This is a genomic window from Kitasatospora sp. NBC_00315 (assembly GCF_041435095.1).
Classification (GTDB): Bacteria; Actinomycetota; Actinomycetes; order Streptomycetales; family Streptomycetaceae; genus Kitasatospora.
On the sequence record NZ_CP108026.1, the window covers coordinates 17,230 to 35,894 of the forward strand.

Genomic DNA, 18,665 nt, shown 5'->3' on the forward strand with positions numbered 1-18,665 from the left:
CCTTCCGGTCAGGTGGGATGGGTTCGGCCGGACGGCCGCGCCGCGCACCACGACGCCCCGCTTCCCGGCTTGGACGGCCGGTGGGCGGGGCGCGGTGGTGGGCAGCGTCACGGCCCGGGGGGGATCAGAAGTCGCGTTCTTCGCCGAGGTCGCAGGCCAGTTCGGCCGCGATGTCGTAGGTGTTGGCGAGGTGCTTCTGGGCCTGGCGCAGCAGCGCGGGCTGGTCGGCGGCGTCGGCGGTGCGGGCGTCGGTGAGGTAGCCGGCGGCCGACTGCAGGGTCTCGGCGTCCTCGAAGCGGCGGCACGCCGTCAGGAACTCGGCTGCGGCGACGACCAGCTCGGCCAGGGCGGCGTCGTCGAGGGTGGTGGGGTCGGCGGGGACCGGGGTGTCGTCGTGGTCGGCGATCGAGGCCAGGGCGCGGCCGTGGCGGCTGGCGAGGCTGGCGAAGGTCGGGGCGACGGTGGTGGTGGTCTTGGGCATGGTGTTCCTCCACGAGGTGGTGTCGGCCGGGCGGCCGCGCCGCGCACCATGACGCCCGCGGCCCCGGCCTGGTTGGCCGGAGGGGCGGGCGTGGTGGTGGGCAGCGTGAGTGCCCGGACGTCAGTGGAGGGCGCTCCAGAGGATCAGCAGGAGCACGGCGGCGGCGATGAGGACGGCCTTCGGCGAAATGCTGGTCGAGGACTCCAGGCGCCGTATCTCGGCGTAGATGGCGTCGCATTCGGCCTGGATTCCGGCGTGGGCGTGGCTGCCGGGGGTGAGGCCGGCCAGGGTCGCGGAGCGGGCGTGGAGCTTCTCGTAGAGGGCGGCGATCTGTGCGTCGCGGGATACGGCCATGGCCACGGCGGGTGCCTTCCGGTGAGCGGTGCTCGGCAGGTGGAGGGTGGTGCGGGCGGGGCCGGTGCGCTGGGCACCGGCCCCGGGGCTGGCTGTCGGTCAGGTGAGGCTGCGGGCGTCGGTCAGTCCCTCGATCCGGGCCGCCTGGCCGTGGATGCGCTGGGCCAGGACGGTGAGCCGCTCGGTGTCGGTGGTGCTGACGCCGTGGGCGAGGCCGGCGGCGAGGCGGTCGGCGTCGGCGCGCAGCTGGGCGACGTCGGCGGCCAGGGCCTGGGTGCGCTGGGTGATGACGGTGTTCAGATGCACGCCGGGGGCGGCGGGGTGGGGGAGTGCGGGTTCGGTCACGGGTGCGGCTGCTCCTGGTCGTCGTGGTCGGGCGGAGTTCAGCGCTGGTCGAAGGGGCCGGTCGGGGCCGGGATGGTCGGCCGGGCTCGGGTGACCGTCTTGGGCTCGGGGGTCTGGATGGTGATCTGCGGCTGGACGTCGGTGCGGTTGATGACCATCGGGCGCAGGCTGAAGGAGATGCCGCGCAGGGCGAACAGGGAGACGACGGCGATGGCGGCAGCCGCGAGGCCGGTGGCGACGGGGCGGCCGGCTTCCGGGGCGCCCTGCCACACCATGGCGAGGGACGCGCAGGACCAGGCCGACCACGCGAGACGCGCGACGGCGCCCTGGCTGAGGAAGGCCAGCAGGGCGACGAGCACGCCGACGGTCTTCCACGCGCCGTACGCGGTGGCCTCGGTGAGCGGCTCGGGCGTGTGAGCACCGAGGTAGGTGTGGATCGGGCCGGTGATCGCGGCGCGCAGGCCGTCACCGGCACCGGGGATGTGCTCGGGCAGGTGGATCGCGCCCATCACGGCGGCGGCGCCGTTCAGCAGGATGCCGCCGACGGTGCCGAGCACCAGGACCGCGACGGCGGCCCCGACGAAGTAGGTGAGGCCGCGCACCCACGGCTCCGCGCCGGCGAAGTCGTCCAGGCCGTCGACGACGTCGCGGCGGCGCTGGTCGAGCCAGCCGCCCGGGGCGGTCAGGGCGCGGGCCCGGCGCCCGGCCGCCTCGCGGATGCTCGGGGACGGCTGCGCCTCGGTGGCGGTGTGCTCGGTGTGCTGGTTCACGGGGTGCTGCTCCTTGGTGAGGTCGGTGTGGTGGTGCGCGGTTCGGGGCCCGCCCCGGCGGGTGCCGGAGCGGGCGGGGTGGGGCGGCGGGGTGGGGCGGGGTCAGCCCTGGAGGCGGATCGGCATCAGCAGATGCTGGTAGCCGCCTTCGGCGAGGTCGCCGGAGTAGCCGAGGACCAGGACGGGCTTGGTGGAGGACGTGAGGTGCAGGCGGGCCTCGGGGGTGGCCAGGGCCTTGAGGCAGTCGGCGAGGTAGCCGGGCTTGAACGCCACGTCGCACCCCCGGACCCGGTCGCCGATCGCGCCGACGGCGGCGCAGGGGACGCGGTCGACGGCGCGGGCGTCATCGCCGTCGCCCGCCTCGATGAGCAGCTGGTCGCCGTCGACGGCCAGGCGCAGCGGGCTCTTGTCGGAGGCGACCAGGGCGACGCGCTTGATGGCGGCCAGCGTCTCCTCGACCGGGACGGTGATGGTCAGCTCCGCGTCCGCGGTGTCCGGGAACAGGCCGCGGAACTTGGGGAACTCCGCCTCCAGCAGCCGGGTGCCGGTGGTGCGGCCCGGGATGGAGAGGGTGAGCTGCCCGTCCGACCAGCCGATCGCCACCGGGTGCTCACCGGCCAGGGCACGGGCCGCCTCGGCGAGGAACTTGGCCGGCACCAGGACGGTGCGGGCCGCTGCGTCGAGCTCCTCGGCCGTCGGCCCGGCGTCCTCGCCCTTCTTCCGGGTCTTCTTCACCGGCTTGGCGTCGGGCAGGGTGCCGGTGGGCTTCACGGTGAGCTCGCGGACGGCGAAGCGGTAGCGGTCGGTGGCGGCCAGGGTGAGCCGGCTGCCCTCCAGGATCATCTGCACGCCGGTGAGGGCGGGCAGGGTGTCGTCGGTGCCGGCGGCGACGACAGTCTGGGTGACGGCGTCGGCGAGCGCGTCACCGTCCACGGTGAGGACGGTGTCCGGGGCCGCCGGCAGGGCCGGGTACTCCTCGACGGGCAGGGTCGGCAGGGTGAAGCGCGCGGTGCCCGCGGTGAGCAGCAGCCGGGCCCCGGACAGCTCGATGTCGACCTCGGCCGCCTTCGGGAGCGCCTTGCAGATGTCGTTGAGCAGCCGGCCGGAGACCAGCGCCGTGCCGTCGTCGGCGATCTCCGCGTCGATCCGGGTGGTCGCGCAGGCCTCGTAGTCGAACGCGGCCAGGTGCAGGCCGTGCTCGTCGGTGCGCAGCAGGATGCCGGCGAGGACGGGCACCGGGGGCCGGGTGGGCAGGGCGCGGGCGACGTGGGCGACGGCGTCGGCGAACGGGCCGGCGAACAGGCGGAGCTTCACGGTGTCCTCCAGGACGGTCATGCGGTGGCGGTGAGGGCGGCGAGCTGCTCGCGCTCGTCGTCGGACAGCTCGGAGCAGGGCAGGCAGGAGCCGACCGACTTGAGCGGCAGGCAGTGGTCGTAGCGGGTGCGGCAGATCGGGCAGGTCTGGCGGGCGGCCATCGCGCGGTCCAGGGCGGCGGCCCGGCCCGGCGTCATCGGCCGGACCGGCAGCGCCTGGGCGGCGCGGTAGAGGTAGGCGATCCTCTGCCCGTGTCGGCAGACGACCTGCGCGGCCGGCTCCTGGCCGCCGGGTCGAAGACCGAGCCGGCGGAGCTGGCGGCGGGTGTGCAGGCCGGGGTCGGCGTAGCGCCAGGGCCAGGTGGGGAGGCCGCCGTGGTGCTCGCCGGTGGGGTCGAGGTCGGGTGCGCGCACGGCGGACTCTCCCGTCTTGGGTGGGGTGGTGTCGGGCGGTCAGGCGCGGGGCGTACTCACCCGGCGGCCGTACGGGGTGATGCGGGTGCGGCCCCGTTGTAGTGCGGGACGGGGTCGGTGCCGGGCAGCAGCACGTACTCGTGGCCCGGCAGTTCCTCGCCGTCGCGGTCGCGCAGGCGCGGCTCGTCCAGCTCGCCGCCGTCCTCGTCGTGGCGCTCGACGCTGACTCCGGCCGCCCGCAGCTCGGGGTCGGTGAGCTCGCCGGCCTCGCGGACGGTGGCGGGGATGACGTCGTAGGCCTCGGCGCGGGCCACGTGCGCGAACGCGGCGTCCAGCTCGGTGAGGCAGGCGACGGCGCGCTGCTGCCAGCCGACGGGCATCGACTGCATGAGCGTGCGGGGCACCACCAGGTAGTTGGCGTAGGTGAGGCCGAACCAGGTGTGCACCGGACCGTCTGCCGGGATGCCGGGCAGCGGGTTCTGTCCGGGGATCGGGTCCACCGGCACCCGGCCGGTGGCGTCGCGGGCGTCGTCGTGCTCGCGGTCGTCGTTGTCGCAGATCAGCCAGCCGCCGTCGGCGTCCGTCCACAGCCCGTCGGTGGCCTGCACGACCACCTCGCCGACGGTGCTGTGGTGGCCGTACTCGTCGTCGAACGGCTCGCCGCAGACCTTGCAGCGCGCCGACCAGAGCAGCACCGGCTGCACGGCGCCGGAGGCGGCGTGCGGCTCGGGGGACCAGACGCGGCCGCGGTGCAGGACCACCGCCAGGTCGACCGATGCGCCGCGGCTTCCGGTGTCGTGCAGGGCCGAGCGGGCGGTGTGCTGGGCGGCGGTGAGCAGCGCGGTGATGTGGTCGCGCATGGGCCGCTGCTCGCCGGTGCCGGTGAGCCACAGCGCCCACTCGATGCTCTCGTCGCCGACCGGGGCGGGGTCGACGGCCGGGCCGGGCAGAGCCGGGGCGGTGGTGGTCGGCGTGGTGGTGACGGTCACGGAGTCCTCCGGGGTGGTGGTGTCGGTGAAGCGGCGGGCCCGGGTGCGGCGCCGCCCGCCCTGCCGGGGTTCGGCGGGGCGGGCGGCGGCGGGGTCGGGTCGGTCAGTCGCGGACGGCGGGCAGCACGGCGGGGGAGCCGGCGCTCTGCCGGCGCCGGGTGGCGAGCCAGGCCCCGGCGGCGGTCATCAGCCGGCCGTCGCCGAGGGCGTCCAGCGGGGCGGTGTCGATGTCGTGCATCAGCTCGGCCGGGTCGAGCTCGCGCAGGTAGGCGATCGGGGCGGAGTGGACGATCTCGCCGGTCGCCAGGATCTGCAGGGTGGCCCTGTCCGGGAAGCCGTGGCTGCCGGCGACCACCCTGCAGACCTGGGTGTGGTCGGGGTGGCCGGTCAGGTAACGGTCGGCGTCGCGGTACAGGACGTAGGTGCCGGGGAACGGCTTGGCCGGGGCGGGCGTGGTGACGGGCTGGGCGGTGGGCTGCTGCATCGGGCGGATCCTTTCTGGGCGGTGACGGCCGGTCGGCCGGCCCCGTCGCCGGATGCGCCGCGCCCGCCCCGGCCGGGATTCGGCGGGGCGGGCGGCAGGCGGGCCGGAGGCGAGACCGGGGGACCGGCCGGTCAGCCGTTGTTGTTGACCGTGCCTTTCCATCCGGCGGTCTGCTTGGCGATGTTGGTGGTGTGATGCTCGGGCCGGTAGTTCCAGGCGAGGACGGTGGCGGCCGCGTGGGAGTTGTCGCCGCTGGCGGTCGCGGTCGCGCCGTCGGTGCCGCCCCGGATGAGGGCCTTGAACTTGCCGAGCAGGATCGCGGCGCCGACGAACACGGTGGCGATGGTGGCGGCGGCCGCCATCAGGATCTTGCCGATCTCGTCGGTGTAGGGAGCGGCCTCGGCGACCCCGGCACCGACCATCCACGTCAGCGCTCCGGCCGCGAGCGCCCCGGCGCAGCCGAGCAGGACGCTCTGCTGCACCGCGCGCGGCAGGCCCGGGTCGAGGACCGGGACCGGGACCGGCGCGACGGGTGTCGGCTGCGGCGAGGTGGCGGCTGCCGCCGCGAAGGGGTTGTAGACCGGGACGGCGGCGACCTGGCCGTCGATGAGCGCCGGCACGTAGGCCTCGCCGTCGGTGGTGGTGGGTCGCAGGGGCACGGCGAGGACCTGGCCGTCGAGGATGGCCGGGCTGTAGCCGTCGGCGAGCAGGGTGATCTGCGGCTCGGTGCGGGCCGGGGTGGTGGTGTGCGGGGTGGGCCGGGTGACGTCCACGGCGGGCTCCTTCAGGTCTGCGGTGCGGCGGGGAAACGGGGTCGGTGCGCGGCGCCGGGCGCCTTCTGGGGCCGCCGGACCGGGCCCGGTGGCGGGCGGGTCCGGCGGCCCTCGGAGAGGCCGGGAGAGGGGCGGGTGAGCTGGCGTCAGCCCTCGGTGGGGGCCCAGACGCGGAACAGCTGGGCGGGGGCGGCGGGGTGGTGGGCGACGGTGCCCAGCCCCGGGGTGAGGCGGGCGGTGAGGGCGACCTGGTGGGCGTCGCGCAGGGCGCTGGCGATCAGCGGCAGCGGCGGCTGGAACACCACGCCCCACGTCTCGACGCGCAGGCTCATCCCGGCCAGGCGGCCGGTGCGGGCGATCTCGTCCGCCATGCGCGCGACGGCGCCCCGGGTGGACAGGTGCGGCCAGTCGCCGAGGGTGATGCTGATCAGCGGCCGCTGCGGGGTGGGGGCGTAGGCGCCGCTGACGGGGTCGGTGTCGGTGTCGCGCAGCCGCTCGCGCAGCACCTCGACCGCCTCCAGCAGCAGGTCGGCGGCGCCGTCCTTGGTGGTGGCGGCGCGGTCGGCGAGCCGGTGACTGGACCTGGTCCCGTTCGCGTCGGCGACCCAGGACCGGACGAACGGGCTGGCGTGCTCGGCGGCCAGCAGGTGGTCGATCAGGGTGCTGTACCCGGCGCCGGCGCGGGCGCTGATGTGCGTGTGGACGGCGCCGTTCGCGTTCCACAGCGGGACGCGGGCAGGGCGGCCGTCGGCGAGCCGGCCGACGGCGACGGTTCCGGTGGCCGCGTCGAGCAGCTGGTCGGCCGGCGGGCGGGGCGCCGGGTCGGCGAGCGCGTCGCCCCAGGCGGCGGTGGCGGCGGCGGTGTTCTGGGTGTCGGTCATGCGGTGTCCTTCCGGGACGGCTGTGCCCGCCGGCCGGGTCGGACGGCGGGCACGGGGCGGGACGGTGGTCAGTCGTTGATGCGGGTGGTGGGGCCGGCGGAGAGAATCTCGGCGACCAGGCGGAGCGCCTCGGTGGAGAGCCCGCTGCCGCCGGACCGGGCGAGCAGCTGCGCGGCCTCGTCGACCAGGACGACGGTGCGGCGCGGGCCACCCAGCTCCCGGCGCCGGGGCGCGGCGGGCAGCGTCCGACGGTGGCGCACCTCCAGCGCGGCTCGCAGGACGGTGAGCTGGGTGAGGCTGTCCCCGGCGGTGTGGGTGCCGGCGGCGCCCGGTCGCATGCGCGGGTCGAAGGCGGCTTCGGCGAGGAACTGGTCGACCGGGCCGAGGCGGAGAAGGCGGTGGGCGGGGAGGGTGTTCACGGCGGGGTCCTTCCGGTCTGTGGTGCCGGCGGGCGGGGCGGGTGGTCAGACGCGGATGCTGCCGATGAGGTGGACCAGGCCGGTGAGGAGCTGGGTGATGGTCGGGCCCAGGCCGGTGGAGGCGAGGGTGAAGCCGAACAGGATGAGGGTCAGACCGGAGAGGGCGCGGACGGTCCGGCTGCGGAAGAGGAAGACGGTGGCGATGCCGAAGACGACGGCGAGGGAGGCGGAGACGACCACGGTGGGCTCCAGGCAGGCAGGGGCCGGGGCGCCGCGTGGGCGGCGCCCCTGGCCGGGGTGGTGGTGGGTCAGGCGGGCAGCGTGTAGCGGCCGCTGCCGAGGGCGGCGATCCGGTCGGCGCGGTTGAGGATCGAGAGGTTGTTGCGGACGCTGGCCGCGCCGACCGTCTTGCCGCCGTCGGCGTTGACGGCGGCGAGGATCTCGTCGAAGTCGAGGGCGCCGGCGCCCTCGCTGTCGTCGCCGTCGGCGGCTTCGGCGGCCTCCTCCAGGGCGCGCATGATGCGCACCGCGATGGGAGCCTTGCCGCTGGTGGAGGCCTTCTGCTCGGCGGCGGCCTCCTCGACCAGTGCCTGCGTCTGCTCCTGGGCGGCGGCCACCAGCTCGGCCGGGCCGTCGCCGTCGCGGGTCAGGTAGGCGGGACCTGCCGCCTCGTGCGAGGTGACCTCCAGGTGGGCGGGCTCGCCCGGCCCGTACAGGTCGAGGATCAGCGGATCCAGGCCCTCGACCTCGTGCATGGAGCCGACGGGGAAGAACCGCATCATCGCGGTCGGCCGGTCGGAGCCGAGCAGGTAGGCCATGCCACCGGTGTTGCCGCGGGCGACCTTCGCCCCGGGCCGCACCGTGGCGAACCGGGAGCGCAGCACCGGCGGGCCGGTGCGCTTGGGGATCGGCACGATGTGCGTGCCGGGGGGCAGCAGGCCATCCGACACCAGCGACTGCATCATCGAGCTGGACCAGCGCAGCAGGATGGTGTCGCCCTCCTTGAGCATGCCGCGCAGGGTGTCGGAGCCGCCGAGCTCGTCCACGTGCGAGGCCTGCGCCGCGATCGAGATGCCGACCCCGACGGAGCGGCCGGTGCGGCCGAGCTCCTTGATCAGGGCGGCGATCTTGTCCCGGTACGGGGCGCCCTTCTCCAGCGCCCGGTTCGCCTCGTCGATCCGCACGCTCAGCAGCGGATCCGGACGGTTGATCAGGAAGCTGGAGCGGCCCATCGCGGCGTAGCGGCTCATCCGCTCCTCCGCGACGCGCACCGCCGCCTGGAGCATGGCCAGCAGGCCCTCCTGGGTGGTGACCCGCCAGTCGACCTGGCCGGCGGCCTCCGGCACCGACTGGCCGCCCTTGAGGTCGGCGAGCCAGGTGACGATCCCGGAGCGCTTCTCGGCGGCGAGGATCAGCTGCAGGGCGCGGGACTTGCCGGCGCCGGTGGTGCCGAACAGGGCGCCGCGCTGCGCGCCGGAGCCGGGGACGTACAGGCGGATCTGCGCGGGCTGGCCGTCGTGGTAGCGGCCGACGGTCAGCCAGCCCTGGTCGTCCATCACCAGGTCCTCGCCGCGGACCGGGTCCAGCTTGTCCAGCGGCGGGGCGGCGTAGACGGTGACCAGGGCGCGGGTCAGGCCGTCGGTCTCCACCGCCATGCACGCGGTGTCCAGGATGTGCAGGTGGGAGGCGAGGGAGCGCAGGTCGTAGGTGAGGAGCTTGCCGGGCGGGACCTCCACCTCCAGCTCCATCACGTCGACCTCGAAGCCTCCGGGGGCCGTGGGCAGGTTCATCAGGGGCGCAGCCTTTCTTCCATCTCGCCGGTCTTGGTGTTGCCGCGTCGGATCGCGATGAGCTGGGAGTGGGGCATCGCGCCGGGGGCGATGGTCTTGTCCCAGCGGGTGAAGGGGTCCATCTCCGCCTCGGCCGCCTCGGCGCCCGTGCTCTGGGTGACGGTGAGCTGGCGGCGGCCGGCGCCGTGGCCGGGCACCGCCGTGATGGAGATCAGCTCCTCGGGGATGTTGGTGATCGCCGAGATCGCCGAGATCGGGATGTCCGGCACCGGGCGCCCGCCGACGGCGACGATCTGCGCCCGCCACTCGGTGCGGCCCTCGACCACGGCGTACTCCAGGTAGGTGCCGGCCGCCGGGCACTTGGGCTGCTGCGCCCACCGTGCCCAGTCGAGCGCCAGCTGCTCCTCCGGGGTGCCGGCCGTCAGGGTGACGGGGGCGTAGTCGGGGACGGCGGGGGTGGCGGCGCTGGGGCGCACCAGTTCGCGCGCGAGGCGGGAGGGGCGCTGCCACCAGGTCAGCCCGGCCCAGACGGCGACGGCCGCGCCCTCGCCCCAGTGCGCGCCGGGCACGATCCGGAAGGCGACCATCTCGCCGAGCAGGAACACCGACGGCGAGGCGTACAGGGCGCTGACCGCGCCGGGGGTGCTGCGCCGCCAGGGCCGCACGGAGACGGCGGCCGACAGGACGGTCGTGCCGAGGACGACCGGGGTGGCGAGGGGCAGGACGGCCGGGGTGAAGACGGCGGCGGTCAGGGCGGCGGCGCCGGCCACCGTCGCGGTGCGGCCCGCCCAGTGGCGGGCCCGGTCGGACTTCGACACGGGGTGGTCTCCTCTCTCAGTGGGTCAGGTGGGCGTACAGCTCGCCGAGCAGCCACAGGGCGCCGGCGGCGATGACGAAGGCGGTCAGCAGCCGGGCGGGCAGGGGCGACGGCTCGGGGTCGTGCTCGGGGGCCACGGGGTGGTCCTTCCGGGTGCGGGTGCGGCGCTGCCCGGCACCGCGGGTGCGGTGCCGGGCAGCGGGCGGGGGCCGGGGGTGGGTCAGCGGTTGGCGTAGAAGCCGCGGTCGGCGGGCTCGACGGGCATGGCCTGGAAGGCTTCAGCGACGTCGCCGTAATCGGCCTGGTGGGCGTCGGACGCCTCGTCGAACAGGCTCGACATCTCCTCGCACTCGTTCGCCATGGTGGTGGCGTTGGCGAGGGCGCCGCGCATGATGTCGGCGGCCTGGTGGTGCTCGGCGACGGTGTCGGCGTCGACGTTCATCCCGGCGGCCATCTCGGCGAGCCGGTCGACGCTGGCGGCGACCTCGCCGACGTACTCGAAGGTGGAGCGGGCGAGGTCGGCCATGTGGCGCAGGGCCAGGCCGGCCTTGGCGAGGCGGGCGATCAGGATGCCGTAGCGGACGCCGTCGGAGACCACCTCGATGGCGGCTCCGACGGCCTGGCGGGCGGCGGGAAGCAGATCGGACACGCGCTACTCCTTGTGGTAGTCGGTCTCGGCCGGGGCGGCGTAGCCGTGGTCGCGGGTCTTGTCGGCCGGGCGCTGGTGGATGGCGGAGGCGTTGTCGGCGGCGGTCTTGATGGCCTCGGACGCGGCCGGGAGGGCGGCGGCCAGGGCCTCGGCCTCGCTCTTGACGCGGCCGGCCTTCTCCAGCAGCCGGTCGACGTAGCCGAGCAGGCGGCCGGGGATCTTCAGCTGCATCACCTGGGCCTTGAGGCTCTCCAGGTGGTGTTCCAGGTCCTCGCAGGCGGAGGCGGCCTCCCTGGCGTCGTCGACGCGGTCGAGGATCTCCTCGGCGGCGTCGTTGTCGGCCTCCAGCAGGTCGTAGATGGTCAGCTCGGAGTCGGCTGACGGGGCGTGGACATCGCTCATGTGGTTCCTCGTGGGGGTGGGGGAGCCTGTCCCGGTGGCCAGGGCGGGCCTGGCCACCGGGGCGGCGACGGACGGGGCGGGCGGCGGCGAGGCCTTGGGCGGGCGGATGACCTCCAGCTTCACGTTCACTTCGTGGACCATTCCGGGCGGCGGGGCAGGCCTGCCCCGGCCGGCCGATGGCCCGGTGCCGGACGACGTCGACGACGTGGAGCCCGTGGCGGAGGTGCGGGCGTTGGTGCGCTCCCAGCGGGCCCGCGTCCCGGCCTTCGCCGACGACGCTCCCGCCGAGGACGGGCCGGATCCGCCCGCCCCGGCCGGGCGCTTCGCCCGGCCCTTGGGCCGGGCGGCCTTGGCCTTCGCCTTGGCCCTTGCCCAGAAACCCGCCGCTCCGGCAGCCGCCCCCGTGGCCGTGCCGGCGGCGGCCTTGCCGGCCGCCGTACCCGCTGCGGCGGCCCCGGCCGCACCGGCGGCCTTCGCCCTGGCGGCCTTCTTCGCCTTCGCGGTGGCGGCCTTCGCAGTCGAGCCGGACGTCTTGCCCTTGGTGGGCGGCTTCACCCCCGGCTTGACCGTGCCGGCCGCCGCCGCCATCTTCGGCGCCCCGGAGGACGTGCCCGCCGACGGCTTCTTCTTCCCCTTCTTCTTGGGCTTGCGCTTCTTCGGCGCCCGCCAGACCGGCACGTGGTTCTTGCGGCGCTTGTCCAGGCGCCGCTGCGCCTCCTCACCGATCGCCGCACCCAGCGTCGTACGCCGGGCCGGGTCCGCCCCGGGCTTGTCCTTCTTCCCGGCACCGGGGGCCGTGGAGGACGAACCGCCGGCAGCACCGGCACCCTTCTTCGCCCCCGGTCCGGCCGGGCCCTTCGCCCCGGCCGACCCGCCGGACGTCCCGGCACCCGCGCCCTTCTTCCCGGCACCGGCCGCCGGACCGGACGAGCCGCCCGCCGGCTTCTTCTCCGGCGTCGTGCTGCTGCTCCCCCCGCCCGTGGAGGCGGGATCCTTCCTCTTGTCCCTGTCCTTCCTCTCCTTCTCCTGCTCCTTGTCCTTCCTGGCCCTGTCCTGCTCCTTGTCCCTCTTGAAGCGGTCCGCCAGGGCGCGGTCGCCCGACCGGCCGGCCCGCGTGGACAGGCTGGCGTCCGGGCGCTGCGCCCCGCCGCCGCGACGCTCGGTCCGGCTGTCGGTCTTGGACTGCGCACCGGGCCGGTCCGTGCCCTTGCCGCCCGCGGCCGGGCCGGAGCGGAAGGACGCGGGCACCGATCCGCCGGAGCCGCGCCCGGCCTGGCCGCTCGTCCCGCCGCCGCGACCGGTGGGCCCGGCGGTGTTCTGGCGCTGGCGGGCCTGCTGGCCCCACTCGGGCCCGGACTGGACCCGGCCGCCGGCGCCCGGGGCGGGCTTGGCGTCCTTCGCCTTGTCCCGGATCGCCTTCAGGTGCTCGGCGCGGGCGGCGATCCAGGAGACGATGCCGGCGCTTCCGCGCACGGCCGCCAGCGAGATCGCGGACAGCGTCAGCATGCCGAGCGCGACCGCGTCGCGCACCGGCGCCGCACCGCCCGCCGGCCCCGGCGCGGGGAGCGCCGGGGCGCCGGACGAGCCGGAGCCCGGCACCACCACGGCCCCGGAAGCGGCGGCGGGCAGGGCCACCGGCAGCACGGCCGGGGCGGCCGGGCGGCGGTGGCGCAGCTGCGGGAAGGCGGCCGGCGCCGGGGTGTTGGGGGCCGGGATCGGGGTCGGCGCGGGGGTGTCGGGGGCCTGGCCGATGGGCGGGCGCAGGCCGATTCGGGGGTGCAGGGTGACCACGTTTCCGTCGTCGTCGCCGCTCAACTCGCCCTCCTCTCGTGTTGACAGTCAGTGATGGGTCTGGGAGCCTCGCGCGCGCGTGTCACGCGCGCGCCTTGGGGCCCCGTGATGTGCTTGCGGAGCCGGTGATGATGATGATTTCGGGGCCCGGCCTGCTCACCCTCCGTGCTGGTTGCACCAGGCGCTGAGGTTCTGCGCGAGGGAGTACCAGGCGCTGTCGTCGCCGTTCTTCTCGGCGGCGCGGGCGATCGCCTTGGCCTGGTCGACGAGCGTCTGGGCGAGCTGGCGGTTGCTCGTCGCGGCTTCCTGGCGGTCGGCGTAGAACTTGGTGAGGTTGGCCATCCGCTTGGCGGCCGCCTCCCGGGCGGCCTTGTCCGGGACGCGGGCGGTCACTGGCCGGTGCCCGTCTTGAACATGTCGAAGACCGGCGGGTGGGCGGGCTGCGCGGGCACGGCCGGCGGCCCGCCCTGCTCGCCCTGCCCGGCCGCGCCGTTCTGCCCGGCGTGCTCGACCATCCGGCGGACCAGGTCGTTGACGTTGCCCGCCGAGCGGGCCACCGCCGCGCCCTGGCCGGCCTTCTCCAGGGCCTTGGTCTCGGCCTTCTCCGCGCGGCGCTTGGGCAGCTCGACGTAGACGGCGTGGTGGGTGGCGCGCAGCTTGGCGGACAGGGTGATGATGGCCTGGGCGTGGCCCTCCATCTGGTGGAGCAGGCGGGCGGTCTTCCAGGCGTGGTAGCCGGCCTGGAGGCCGTTGTCGCCGGCGGGCGGGTTGAACTTCAGCTCCCCGGCGAGGTCGTTGGCCAGGGCGCGGAAGTCGTCGCGGTGGTCGCGGAAGATGCCCTTGATCTGGTCGGTGTACATCTCCATGCCGCCGGGGGCACGGAGCTGGTCGGCCTTCCAGCCGTACTCGGTGTCGTCGTCGTGGGCCACGGTGGCCGTCCTCTCACGCTGGGGGAAGGTTGGTCGACCCGGGCTCCGGCCGGATGCACGGGTCATAGGGTGGTGCTCGGTGCCGTCGGCACCTTCGGCGGTCACCAGGGCGCTTTCCTCGCCCTGGTGGCCACCGGAGAGACCGACAGCCGTTCTGGTTGCTCTCTGTGACAGCCCGTCGGGGCCGGGCCGCGCCCCGCGCACCTCATGGGGGCGGCGAGGGCGGGCCCGGTTTCAGCCGGTCTGCTCGTAGCGCTCGCGGGCGCTCTCAAGGCGGCGCCAGGCGGTGGCCTGGCTCTTGCCGGTGACCCGGATCGCGTCGTCGAGCGAAACCTTGTCGGCGCCCTGGCGGCGGATCATGAGAGCGTGCAGTGAGGTGATCTCGGCCTCGATCGCAGCGTCGCCGCCGCCGGGGCGCTTGCGGGTTTCACCACCGCGCCGCACCAGCGCCGACCCGGCTCCGTTCTCACGGCCGCTCTCACGGTGCGAGCTGGCGTTATCACCGGCGTCCGGGCCGCTCTCAACGAGTCTCATCGGACGGCCGCTCTCACCCGCGCCGCTTTCACGCGGGTCGGTTTCGTAGACGCTCAGCTCTCGCGCGTCGAACGGGTCGTCCGGTGAGAGCGGTGAAACCATGCCGGGGTGATCGGTGAAACCGGCTGCAGTCATCGCGGCACTTTCACCGGCCGATGCGACCGGACCGTTCTCACCGCCGCCGTTCTCATCGGCTTCCGTGGTGTCCGTGATCTTGTGGAGGCGCCACATCACCCACGGGGCGATGGCGGCGACGCCCACGATCAGCCACCACAGAGCGTCACCCTTGTCCGGGCCACTCTTGACCACACCGACCAGGCCGGCCGCCGCCAGGTGGTAGACGGCGTTCGCCGCGACCATCAGCACGATGGCACCGAGGACGTCCTTGTGACGGCGGAACGCCTGGACCACGTAGACGTCGATCGCCAGCGGCAACGCCCACGCCACCAACGACGGCCAGCCGGCCAGCCTCGCCAGAGCGAACTCACCCGAAGCGGTCAGGGTGACCGCCGCCGCCAGCGCGACCTTCGGCCCCCACCGGTCGGTGAAGTCCTCCCGCTTGCGCTGCTTGGCGATCAGCGCCTCGGCCTCCTCGGCCGCCGCCCGGCACACCTCCAGCCGGGCCTGCTCCGCGGCGTGCTGGCGGGCACCGTCGGCCAGCACCTCACGCACCCGCTGCTCGGCCTTCCCGATCACCGACCGGGCGTCGGCCTCGGCGCCGGCCAGGCGCTGCTTGGCCGCCTGCTCCGCCGTCGCCAGCACCCCGGCCGCCTGCGCCTCGGCCCGCGCCTGCACCTCCGCGACCGCCTCCTCGGCCTGCTCCCGCGCATCGACCAACACCTGGTCCGCCTGCGCCCGACGCTGCTCCGCCTGCGCCTCGGCATCGGCGACCAGGTCCTCGCCCTTGTCGCGCGCCGCGTCCAGCACCCGCGCCGCGCTCTCCTCGGCCGCCTCGACCTCACCGCGGGCCTTCTCCCGCAGCTCGGCCGCCTCGGCCTGCGCCTCGCTGCGCATCCGGGCCGCATCCTCGCGCCGCTGCGCCGCGTCGGCCTCGGCGACGGCCACCAGGTGCTCGGCGCGCTCCTTCGCCTCGGCGACCAGGTGCTCGGCGTGCTCGGCGACCTGCTCGGCCTCCGTGCGCGCCTGCTCCGTGACCTGCTCAGCGTCGGCGATGATCTGCTGCGCCCGCTCGCGGCCGGCGGCCACGATGCGGTCGTACTCGGCCTCTGCCTCGGACTGCAGCTTCTCGGCGGCCTGGCGCCGGCGGGCCACGGTCTGCTCGGCGGCGGCGAGGTCGCCGTCGGCGATGGCGCGGACCCGGGCCACCGTGTCCTCGGCGGCCTCGATCTGCTGGTCGGTCAGCTTCTTGAGCCGGGCGACCGTCTGCTCGGCGGCGGTGCGCTGCCGGACGGCGTCGGCCAGCTCGTCGCGGGCGGCCGCCAGCTGGTCCTCCAGCTCGACGGCCCTGGTCTGCGCCTGCTCCTCGGCCTGCGCCAGGACGGTGCCGGCCTCGGTGCGGATCTGCTCGGCGCGCTCCTCGGCGTCGGCGACCGCCTGGCGGGCCTGGGCGAGCAGCTGGTCGGCGTCGGCCTGGGCTGCGGTGCGCAGCTGGTCGGCGTCGGCGCGGGCGCTCTCCAGCAGGGTGTCGACCGCGTCCTGGTCGACGGCCGGGGCGTCGGGCTCGCGGGGGGTGGGCACGGTGTCGGCCGCCGGGGCGGTGGTGGGCTTCGTCGGGGTGGCGGGCTTGGCCGCGGGGCGGCGGGCGGGGGTGCGGGTGCGGGCAGCCACAGCGGGCTCCTCCTCTATATGGGTGCGCGGGGAACGCGGGTCAGCGGCGGTGCAGCCAGCCGACGCGGGTGGCGTCGCCGTCCGTGTCGATGACCTGCTGGACGTAGTCGACGACCTCCTGGCCGCGGGCGTCGCGGCCCCGGCCGGTCAGCGCGGCGGCGAGGGTGCCGGTGCGAAACGTGGCGGCGGCCTCCCGGTCGCCGGTGGCGGCCTGCGCCTTGATGTCGCGGGTGAACTCGCGCTGGCCCGTGAGCTCGATGACGGTGTCGGTGACGGCGCTGCGCAGACGCTCGAACATGAGCGGCTCCCTTCTGGTCGGTCCCGCCGGGTCCGGCGGTGGGGTGCGTCGGGCACCTTCGAACACCGCCGCCCCGCGCCCGGTGAAGCTGGGCGGGGGCGGCGGCGAACGACAGCAACCGAGGTTCAGGCGGACTTGTGGTTGTGGCGAGCGTGGTCGGAGGCCAGTTCCTGATACCGACGCTGCTCGCCGGGCTCCATCCCTCGGACCCGGATCTGAACGTCGCAGTCGGTCTCGGGGCAGCAGTAGGTGACGTAGCCGCCGAAGGCGTCGGCGATGCGGCGCAGCAGGCCGGGCTGGCGCACCGGCGGGGTCGGGGGGAGGTGTCCGGCCATCCAGGCGGGGTGGTTGCTCATCGAGCTGTCCTCTCTACAAGGGCGGTGCATCGGGCACCGTCGAACACCGCCGCGCCCTGCCCCGGTGGTGCTGGGGCGGGCGCGGTGGCGAACGACAGCAACCGAAGCGGTCAGGCCGTGGGGGCGAGGCGCCGGAACGCCTCGACGAGGTCGGGGTGGGCGGCCTCGTCCAGGACGTGCCGCTGCTCCAGGAGCGCACCGCCGCTGACCGCCTGGTCCAGGACCGGGTCGGCCCAGGCCGCGACGTCGCGGGCGTCGAGCTCGTTCATGTAGGCGACGTACTCGGCCCGGTCGGCCTCCTCGTACGCGGCGTGCATCCGCGCCAGGCCGGCCTGCCACTGCTCGTACGTCTCGCCGTCCCTCATCACGGGCTTCTCCTTCTGGTCGGCGCAGCCGGGGCCGGCGGCGCGGTGATCGGTCACTTCTTCTTCTTCTCGGCCTGGGCGCGCTGGTGCATCTCGCGGGCCCGGCGCAGCAGCTCGTCCATCTGCTTGCCGGTCCAGGCGTCGTCCTCGGCGCTCACCCGGCACCGCCGGCGGCGGCCGCGCGGTCGGCGGCGCGCTGCGCCTCGATGGCGGCCTGCTGCTGCTGGATCTGGCGCTGGAGTTCGGCGATGCGCTCGGCGTCGGTCATCGCGTCACCCGGCCAGGGGGAGGGCGCGGAGGGTGGCGACGGCGGCGGAGACGGTGGCCGGGAGCGGGCGCAGGGTGCGGATCCCGGTCGCCGGCTCGCTGCTGGCGAGGTCGTCCAGGTCGATGACGACCTCGCGGACCGCGCGGCTGGCGGCGAGCGCGCGGACGCGGACCTGGCGGACCTTGTCGCGCAGCAGGACGAGCAGGCCGTCCAGGCCGCGACGGCCCTCGGGGTAGAGGCCGGCGGCGACGTCGTCCCACACCGCGTCGGCCAGGTCCTCGTCGAGGTCGGCGGCGGCCGGGGCGATGTCGGCGAGCTGCTCGGCGGCGGCCGCGAGCAGCCGGGTCGAGTAGCGGCCGTACAGCTCGTCGAAGTCGGTGTTCGGGTTGCTCGCCAGGGTGCCGACGAGTGCCATCATGGTGTCCACGGTCGTTTCCTCTCGTCATGGTGCGGTGCGACCGACAAGGCCCCGGGGGGTACGACCCCCGGGGCCTTCTTGCTGCTCTGTGCTGCGTACGAGCAGCCACGGCCGCCGCCCACCCCGTCGTGATCGGGATCGGCGGCGGCCGTGGCGGTTCGTGCTGGTGGTGGTTCAGGCGGCGAGACGGCCCTTGCGCTTGCGGTGCTTCCGGGGCGGCTCCGTGGCCACGCCGTCGGGCAGGGTGAGCGAGAAGAGCGGGCTCTTCGCGCCGTACAACGGGTGCTGGCGCAGGGCGTCAGTGACGAGCACGTCGACGCGCGCGGCCTCCCACTGCTGGGTGCGCTGCTTGGCGCGCTGCTTGTCGGATCCGACCGGGTCGTCCGAGCGGCTCTGCGCGATGTGGAGGACGGCCTTGGGGGCCGGTGCCTTCACCTTCTTGAGCACGGTGGTCGGACGGCGGGAGGCGGTGTCCGCGACGCCCTCCGTGATCGCCAGCGCCCACTGCTCAGGAGTGACGTCCTGCTCGACGCGCTGGGCGCTCGCGGGGCAGTACGTCGTCTCGTCCGACAGGAAGTGCGGCTGGATCTTGCTGCGGTTGATGCGGCGCCAAACCCGGCAGTCGGGGCAGATAACGGCGAACGGCAGGCCGGGGGTCATCTCGAACTGGTGAGGGCGGAGGGTGCTGAGCCGGAGAGCCGGCCGGGTGTTGCTGCGCATCACGGTCTCCCGAGTACGTAGGGGCGGGGCGACGGCTGTGTTCTCCACACCTCACGAGCGACGGATCGTCCGCGAGACCTGGGCAGCACAGCTGCGGGTGGTGCTCCTGTGCGGGCCTCCGGGGCTGGTAATCACCATCGGCTGACGCTCAGGCAGAGATCTGAGGTTGTTTCGCGGATTGGGCGGCTTGCTGCCGAAATCGCGACCGAAGATTGCAGGTCAGAACGCGCCCTCGCAGGCACTATCCCTACCCCGCAACCTCTCTACCGAGGTTCCGACGTGATGAACGTAGCACTCTGCGTGGGGGTTGTTCAATA

24 protein-coding genes are annotated in these 18,665 nt (G+C 75.0%); all 24 read right to left on the minus strand.

Annotated elements, in window-relative coordinates; translation table 11 throughout:
- Positions 1-124 precede the first annotated feature (124 nt).
- A complete protein-coding gene (locus OG823_RS34300) occupies positions 125-481 on the minus strand; it encodes a hypothetical protein (RefSeq protein ID WP_371484822.1) in 357 nt (118 codons plus the stop codon).
- Between the two features lie 120 nt (positions 482-601).
- The gene (locus OG823_RS34305) at positions 602-841 is read right to left on the minus strand and encodes a hypothetical protein (protein ID WP_371484824.1); all 240 of its coding nucleotides are present in this window, start codon (positions 839-841) and stop codon (positions 602-604) included.
- Positions 842-934: 93 nt separating this feature from the next.
- Positions 935-1,180 carry a hypothetical protein gene (locus OG823_RS34310; protein ID WP_371484826.1) on the minus strand — a complete coding sequence of 82 codons (246 nt, stop codon included), beginning with the start codon at positions 1,178-1,180 and terminating at the stop codon, positions 935-937.
- A gap of 38 nt (positions 1,181-1,218) precedes the next feature.
- A complete protein-coding gene (locus OG823_RS34315) occupies positions 1,219-1,950 on the minus strand; it encodes a hypothetical protein (protein ID WP_371484827.1) in 732 nt (243 codons plus the stop codon).
- Between the two features lie 102 nt (positions 1,951-2,052).
- Positions 2,053-3,285 carry a DNA polymerase III subunit beta gene (gene dnaN, locus OG823_RS34320; protein ID WP_371484829.1) on the minus strand — a complete coding sequence of 411 codons (1,233 nt, stop codon included), beginning with the start codon at positions 3,283-3,285 and terminating at the stop codon, positions 2,053-2,055.
- Complete coding sequence (locus OG823_RS34325; RefSeq protein ID WP_371484830.1) at positions 3,282-3,677, minus strand: RRQRL motif-containing zinc-binding protein; 396 nt, start codon at positions 3,675-3,677, stop codon at positions 3,282-3,284. The genes dnaN and OG823_RS34325 overlap by 4 nt, the downstream gene beginning before the upstream one ends.
- Before the next feature lie 56 nt (positions 3,678-3,733).
- Positions 3,734-4,666 carry a hypothetical protein gene (locus tag OG823_RS34330; protein WP_371484831.1) on the minus strand — a complete coding sequence of 311 codons (933 nt, stop codon included), beginning with the start codon at positions 4,664-4,666 and terminating at the stop codon, positions 3,734-3,736.
- Between the two features lie 103 nt (positions 4,667-4,769).
- Positions 4,770-5,150, minus strand: a complete 381-nt coding sequence (locus tag OG823_RS34335; protein ID WP_371484833.1) for a hypothetical protein — start codon at positions 5,148-5,150, stop codon at positions 4,770-4,772.
- Positions 5,151-5,281: 131 nt separating this feature from the next.
- The gene (locus OG823_RS34340) at positions 5,282-5,923 is read right to left on the minus strand and encodes a hypothetical protein (protein WP_371484835.1); all 642 of its coding nucleotides are present in this window, start codon (positions 5,921-5,923) and stop codon (positions 5,282-5,284) included.
- A 146-nt stretch (positions 5,924-6,069) separates the two neighbouring features.
- A complete protein-coding gene (locus OG823_RS34345) occupies positions 6,070-6,804 on the minus strand; it encodes a hypothetical protein (protein WP_371484837.1) in 735 nt (244 codons plus the stop codon).
- A 68-nt stretch (positions 6,805-6,872) separates the two neighbouring features.
- Complete coding sequence (locus OG823_RS34350) at positions 6,873-7,223, minus strand: hypothetical protein (RefSeq protein ID WP_371484839.1); 351 nt, start codon at positions 7,221-7,223, stop codon at positions 6,873-6,875.
- 45 nt (positions 7,224-7,268) lie between these two features.
- Positions 7,269-7,463, minus strand: coding sequence for a hypothetical protein (locus tag OG823_RS34355; RefSeq protein WP_371484840.1), 195 nt, complete (start codon positions 7,461-7,463; stop codon positions 7,269-7,271).
- Positions 7,464-7,531: 68 nt separating this feature from the next.
- On the minus strand, positions 7,532-9,013 hold the full coding sequence (locus OG823_RS34360) for a transfer protein (protein ID WP_371484842.1): 1,482 nt from the start codon (positions 9,011-9,013) through the stop codon (positions 7,532-7,534).
- Positions 9,013-9,831, minus strand: coding sequence for a hypothetical protein (locus OG823_RS34365; protein WP_371484844.1), 819 nt, complete (start codon positions 9,829-9,831; stop codon positions 9,013-9,015). The genes OG823_RS34360 and OG823_RS34365 overlap by 1 nt, the downstream gene beginning before the upstream one ends.
- A 219-nt stretch (positions 9,832-10,050) precedes the next feature.
- Positions 10,051-10,479 (minus strand): hypothetical protein, encoded by a 429-nt coding sequence (locus OG823_RS34370; RefSeq protein ID WP_371484845.1) that lies wholly within the window; start codon positions 10,477-10,479, stop codon positions 10,051-10,053.
- A 3-nt stretch (positions 10,480-10,482) separates the two neighbouring features.
- Complete coding sequence (locus tag OG823_RS34375; protein WP_371484846.1) at positions 10,483-12,696, minus strand: hypothetical protein; 2,214 nt, start codon at positions 12,694-12,696, stop codon at positions 10,483-10,485.
- A gap of 132 nt (positions 12,697-12,828) precedes the next feature.
- A complete protein-coding gene (locus OG823_RS34380) occupies positions 12,829-13,065 on the minus strand; it encodes a hypothetical protein (protein WP_371484848.1) in 237 nt (78 codons plus the stop codon).
- Positions 13,062-13,601, minus strand: a complete 540-nt coding sequence (locus OG823_RS34385; protein WP_371484850.1) for a hypothetical protein — start codon at positions 13,599-13,601, stop codon at positions 13,062-13,064. The genes OG823_RS34380 and OG823_RS34385 overlap by 4 nt, the downstream gene beginning before the upstream one ends.
- Before the next feature lie 234 nt (positions 13,602-13,835).
- A complete protein-coding gene (locus OG823_RS34390) occupies positions 13,836-15,923 on the minus strand; it encodes a hypothetical protein (protein WP_371484852.1) in 2,088 nt (695 codons plus the stop codon).
- 40 nt (positions 15,924-15,963) lie between these two features.
- Entirely contained in the window at positions 15,964-16,221 is a 258-nt protein-coding gene (locus OG823_RS34395) for a hypothetical protein (RefSeq protein WP_371484854.1), read from the minus strand.
- 125 nt (positions 16,222-16,346) lie between these two features.
- Positions 16,347-16,577: a hypothetical protein gene (locus OG823_RS34400; protein ID WP_371484855.1), complete on the minus strand. Its 231-nt coding sequence runs from the start codon at positions 16,575-16,577 to the stop codon at positions 16,347-16,349.
- Between the two features lie 110 nt (positions 16,578-16,687).
- Positions 16,688-16,999, minus strand: a complete 312-nt coding sequence (locus tag OG823_RS34405; protein ID WP_371484858.1) for a hypothetical protein — start codon at positions 16,997-16,999, stop codon at positions 16,688-16,690.
- A gap of 215 nt (positions 17,000-17,214) precedes the next feature.
- Entirely contained in the window at positions 17,215-17,637 is a 423-nt protein-coding gene (locus OG823_RS34410; RefSeq protein WP_371484860.1) for a hypothetical protein, read from the minus strand.
- A 165-nt stretch (positions 17,638-17,802) separates the two neighbouring features.
- Positions 17,803-18,348 (minus strand): hypothetical protein, encoded by a 546-nt coding sequence (locus tag OG823_RS34415; RefSeq protein ID WP_371484862.1) that lies wholly within the window; start codon positions 18,346-18,348, stop codon positions 17,803-17,805.
- Positions 18,349-18,665 lie beyond the last annotated feature (317 nt).

Excerpts from the sequence above, each read along its gene's own strand:
- OG823_RS34335 (WP_371484833.1), bottom strand. The coding sequence starts at position 5,150 with ATGCAGCAGCCCACCGCCCAGCCCGTCACCACGCCCGCCCCGGCCAAG.
- OG823_RS34415 (WP_371484862.1), bottom strand. The coding sequence starts at position 18,348 with ATGCGCAGCAACACCCGGCCGGCTCTCCGGCTCAGCACCCTCCGCCCT.
- OG823_RS34395 (WP_371484854.1), bottom strand. The coding sequence starts at position 16,221 with ATGTTCGAGCGTCTGCGCAGCGCCGTCACCGACACCGTCATCGAGCTC.
- OG823_RS34400 (WP_371484855.1), bottom strand. The coding sequence starts at position 16,577 with ATGAGCAACCACCCCGCCTGGATGGCCGGACACCTCCCCCCGACCCCG.
- OG823_RS34300 (WP_371484822.1), bottom strand. The coding sequence starts at position 481 with ATGCCCAAGACCACCACCACCGTCGCCCCGACCTTCGCCAGCCTCGCC.
- dnaN (WP_371484829.1), bottom strand. The coding sequence starts at position 3,285 with ATGACCGTCCTGGAGGACACCGTGAAGCTCCGCCTGTTCGCCGGCCCG.
- OG823_RS34360 (WP_371484842.1), bottom strand. The coding sequence starts at position 9,013 with ATGAACCTGCCCACGGCCCCCGGAGGCTTCGAGGTCGACGTGATGGAG.
- OG823_RS34345 (WP_371484837.1), bottom strand. The coding sequence starts at position 6,804 with ATGACCGACACCCAGAACACCGCCGCCGCCACCGCCGCCTGGGGCGAC.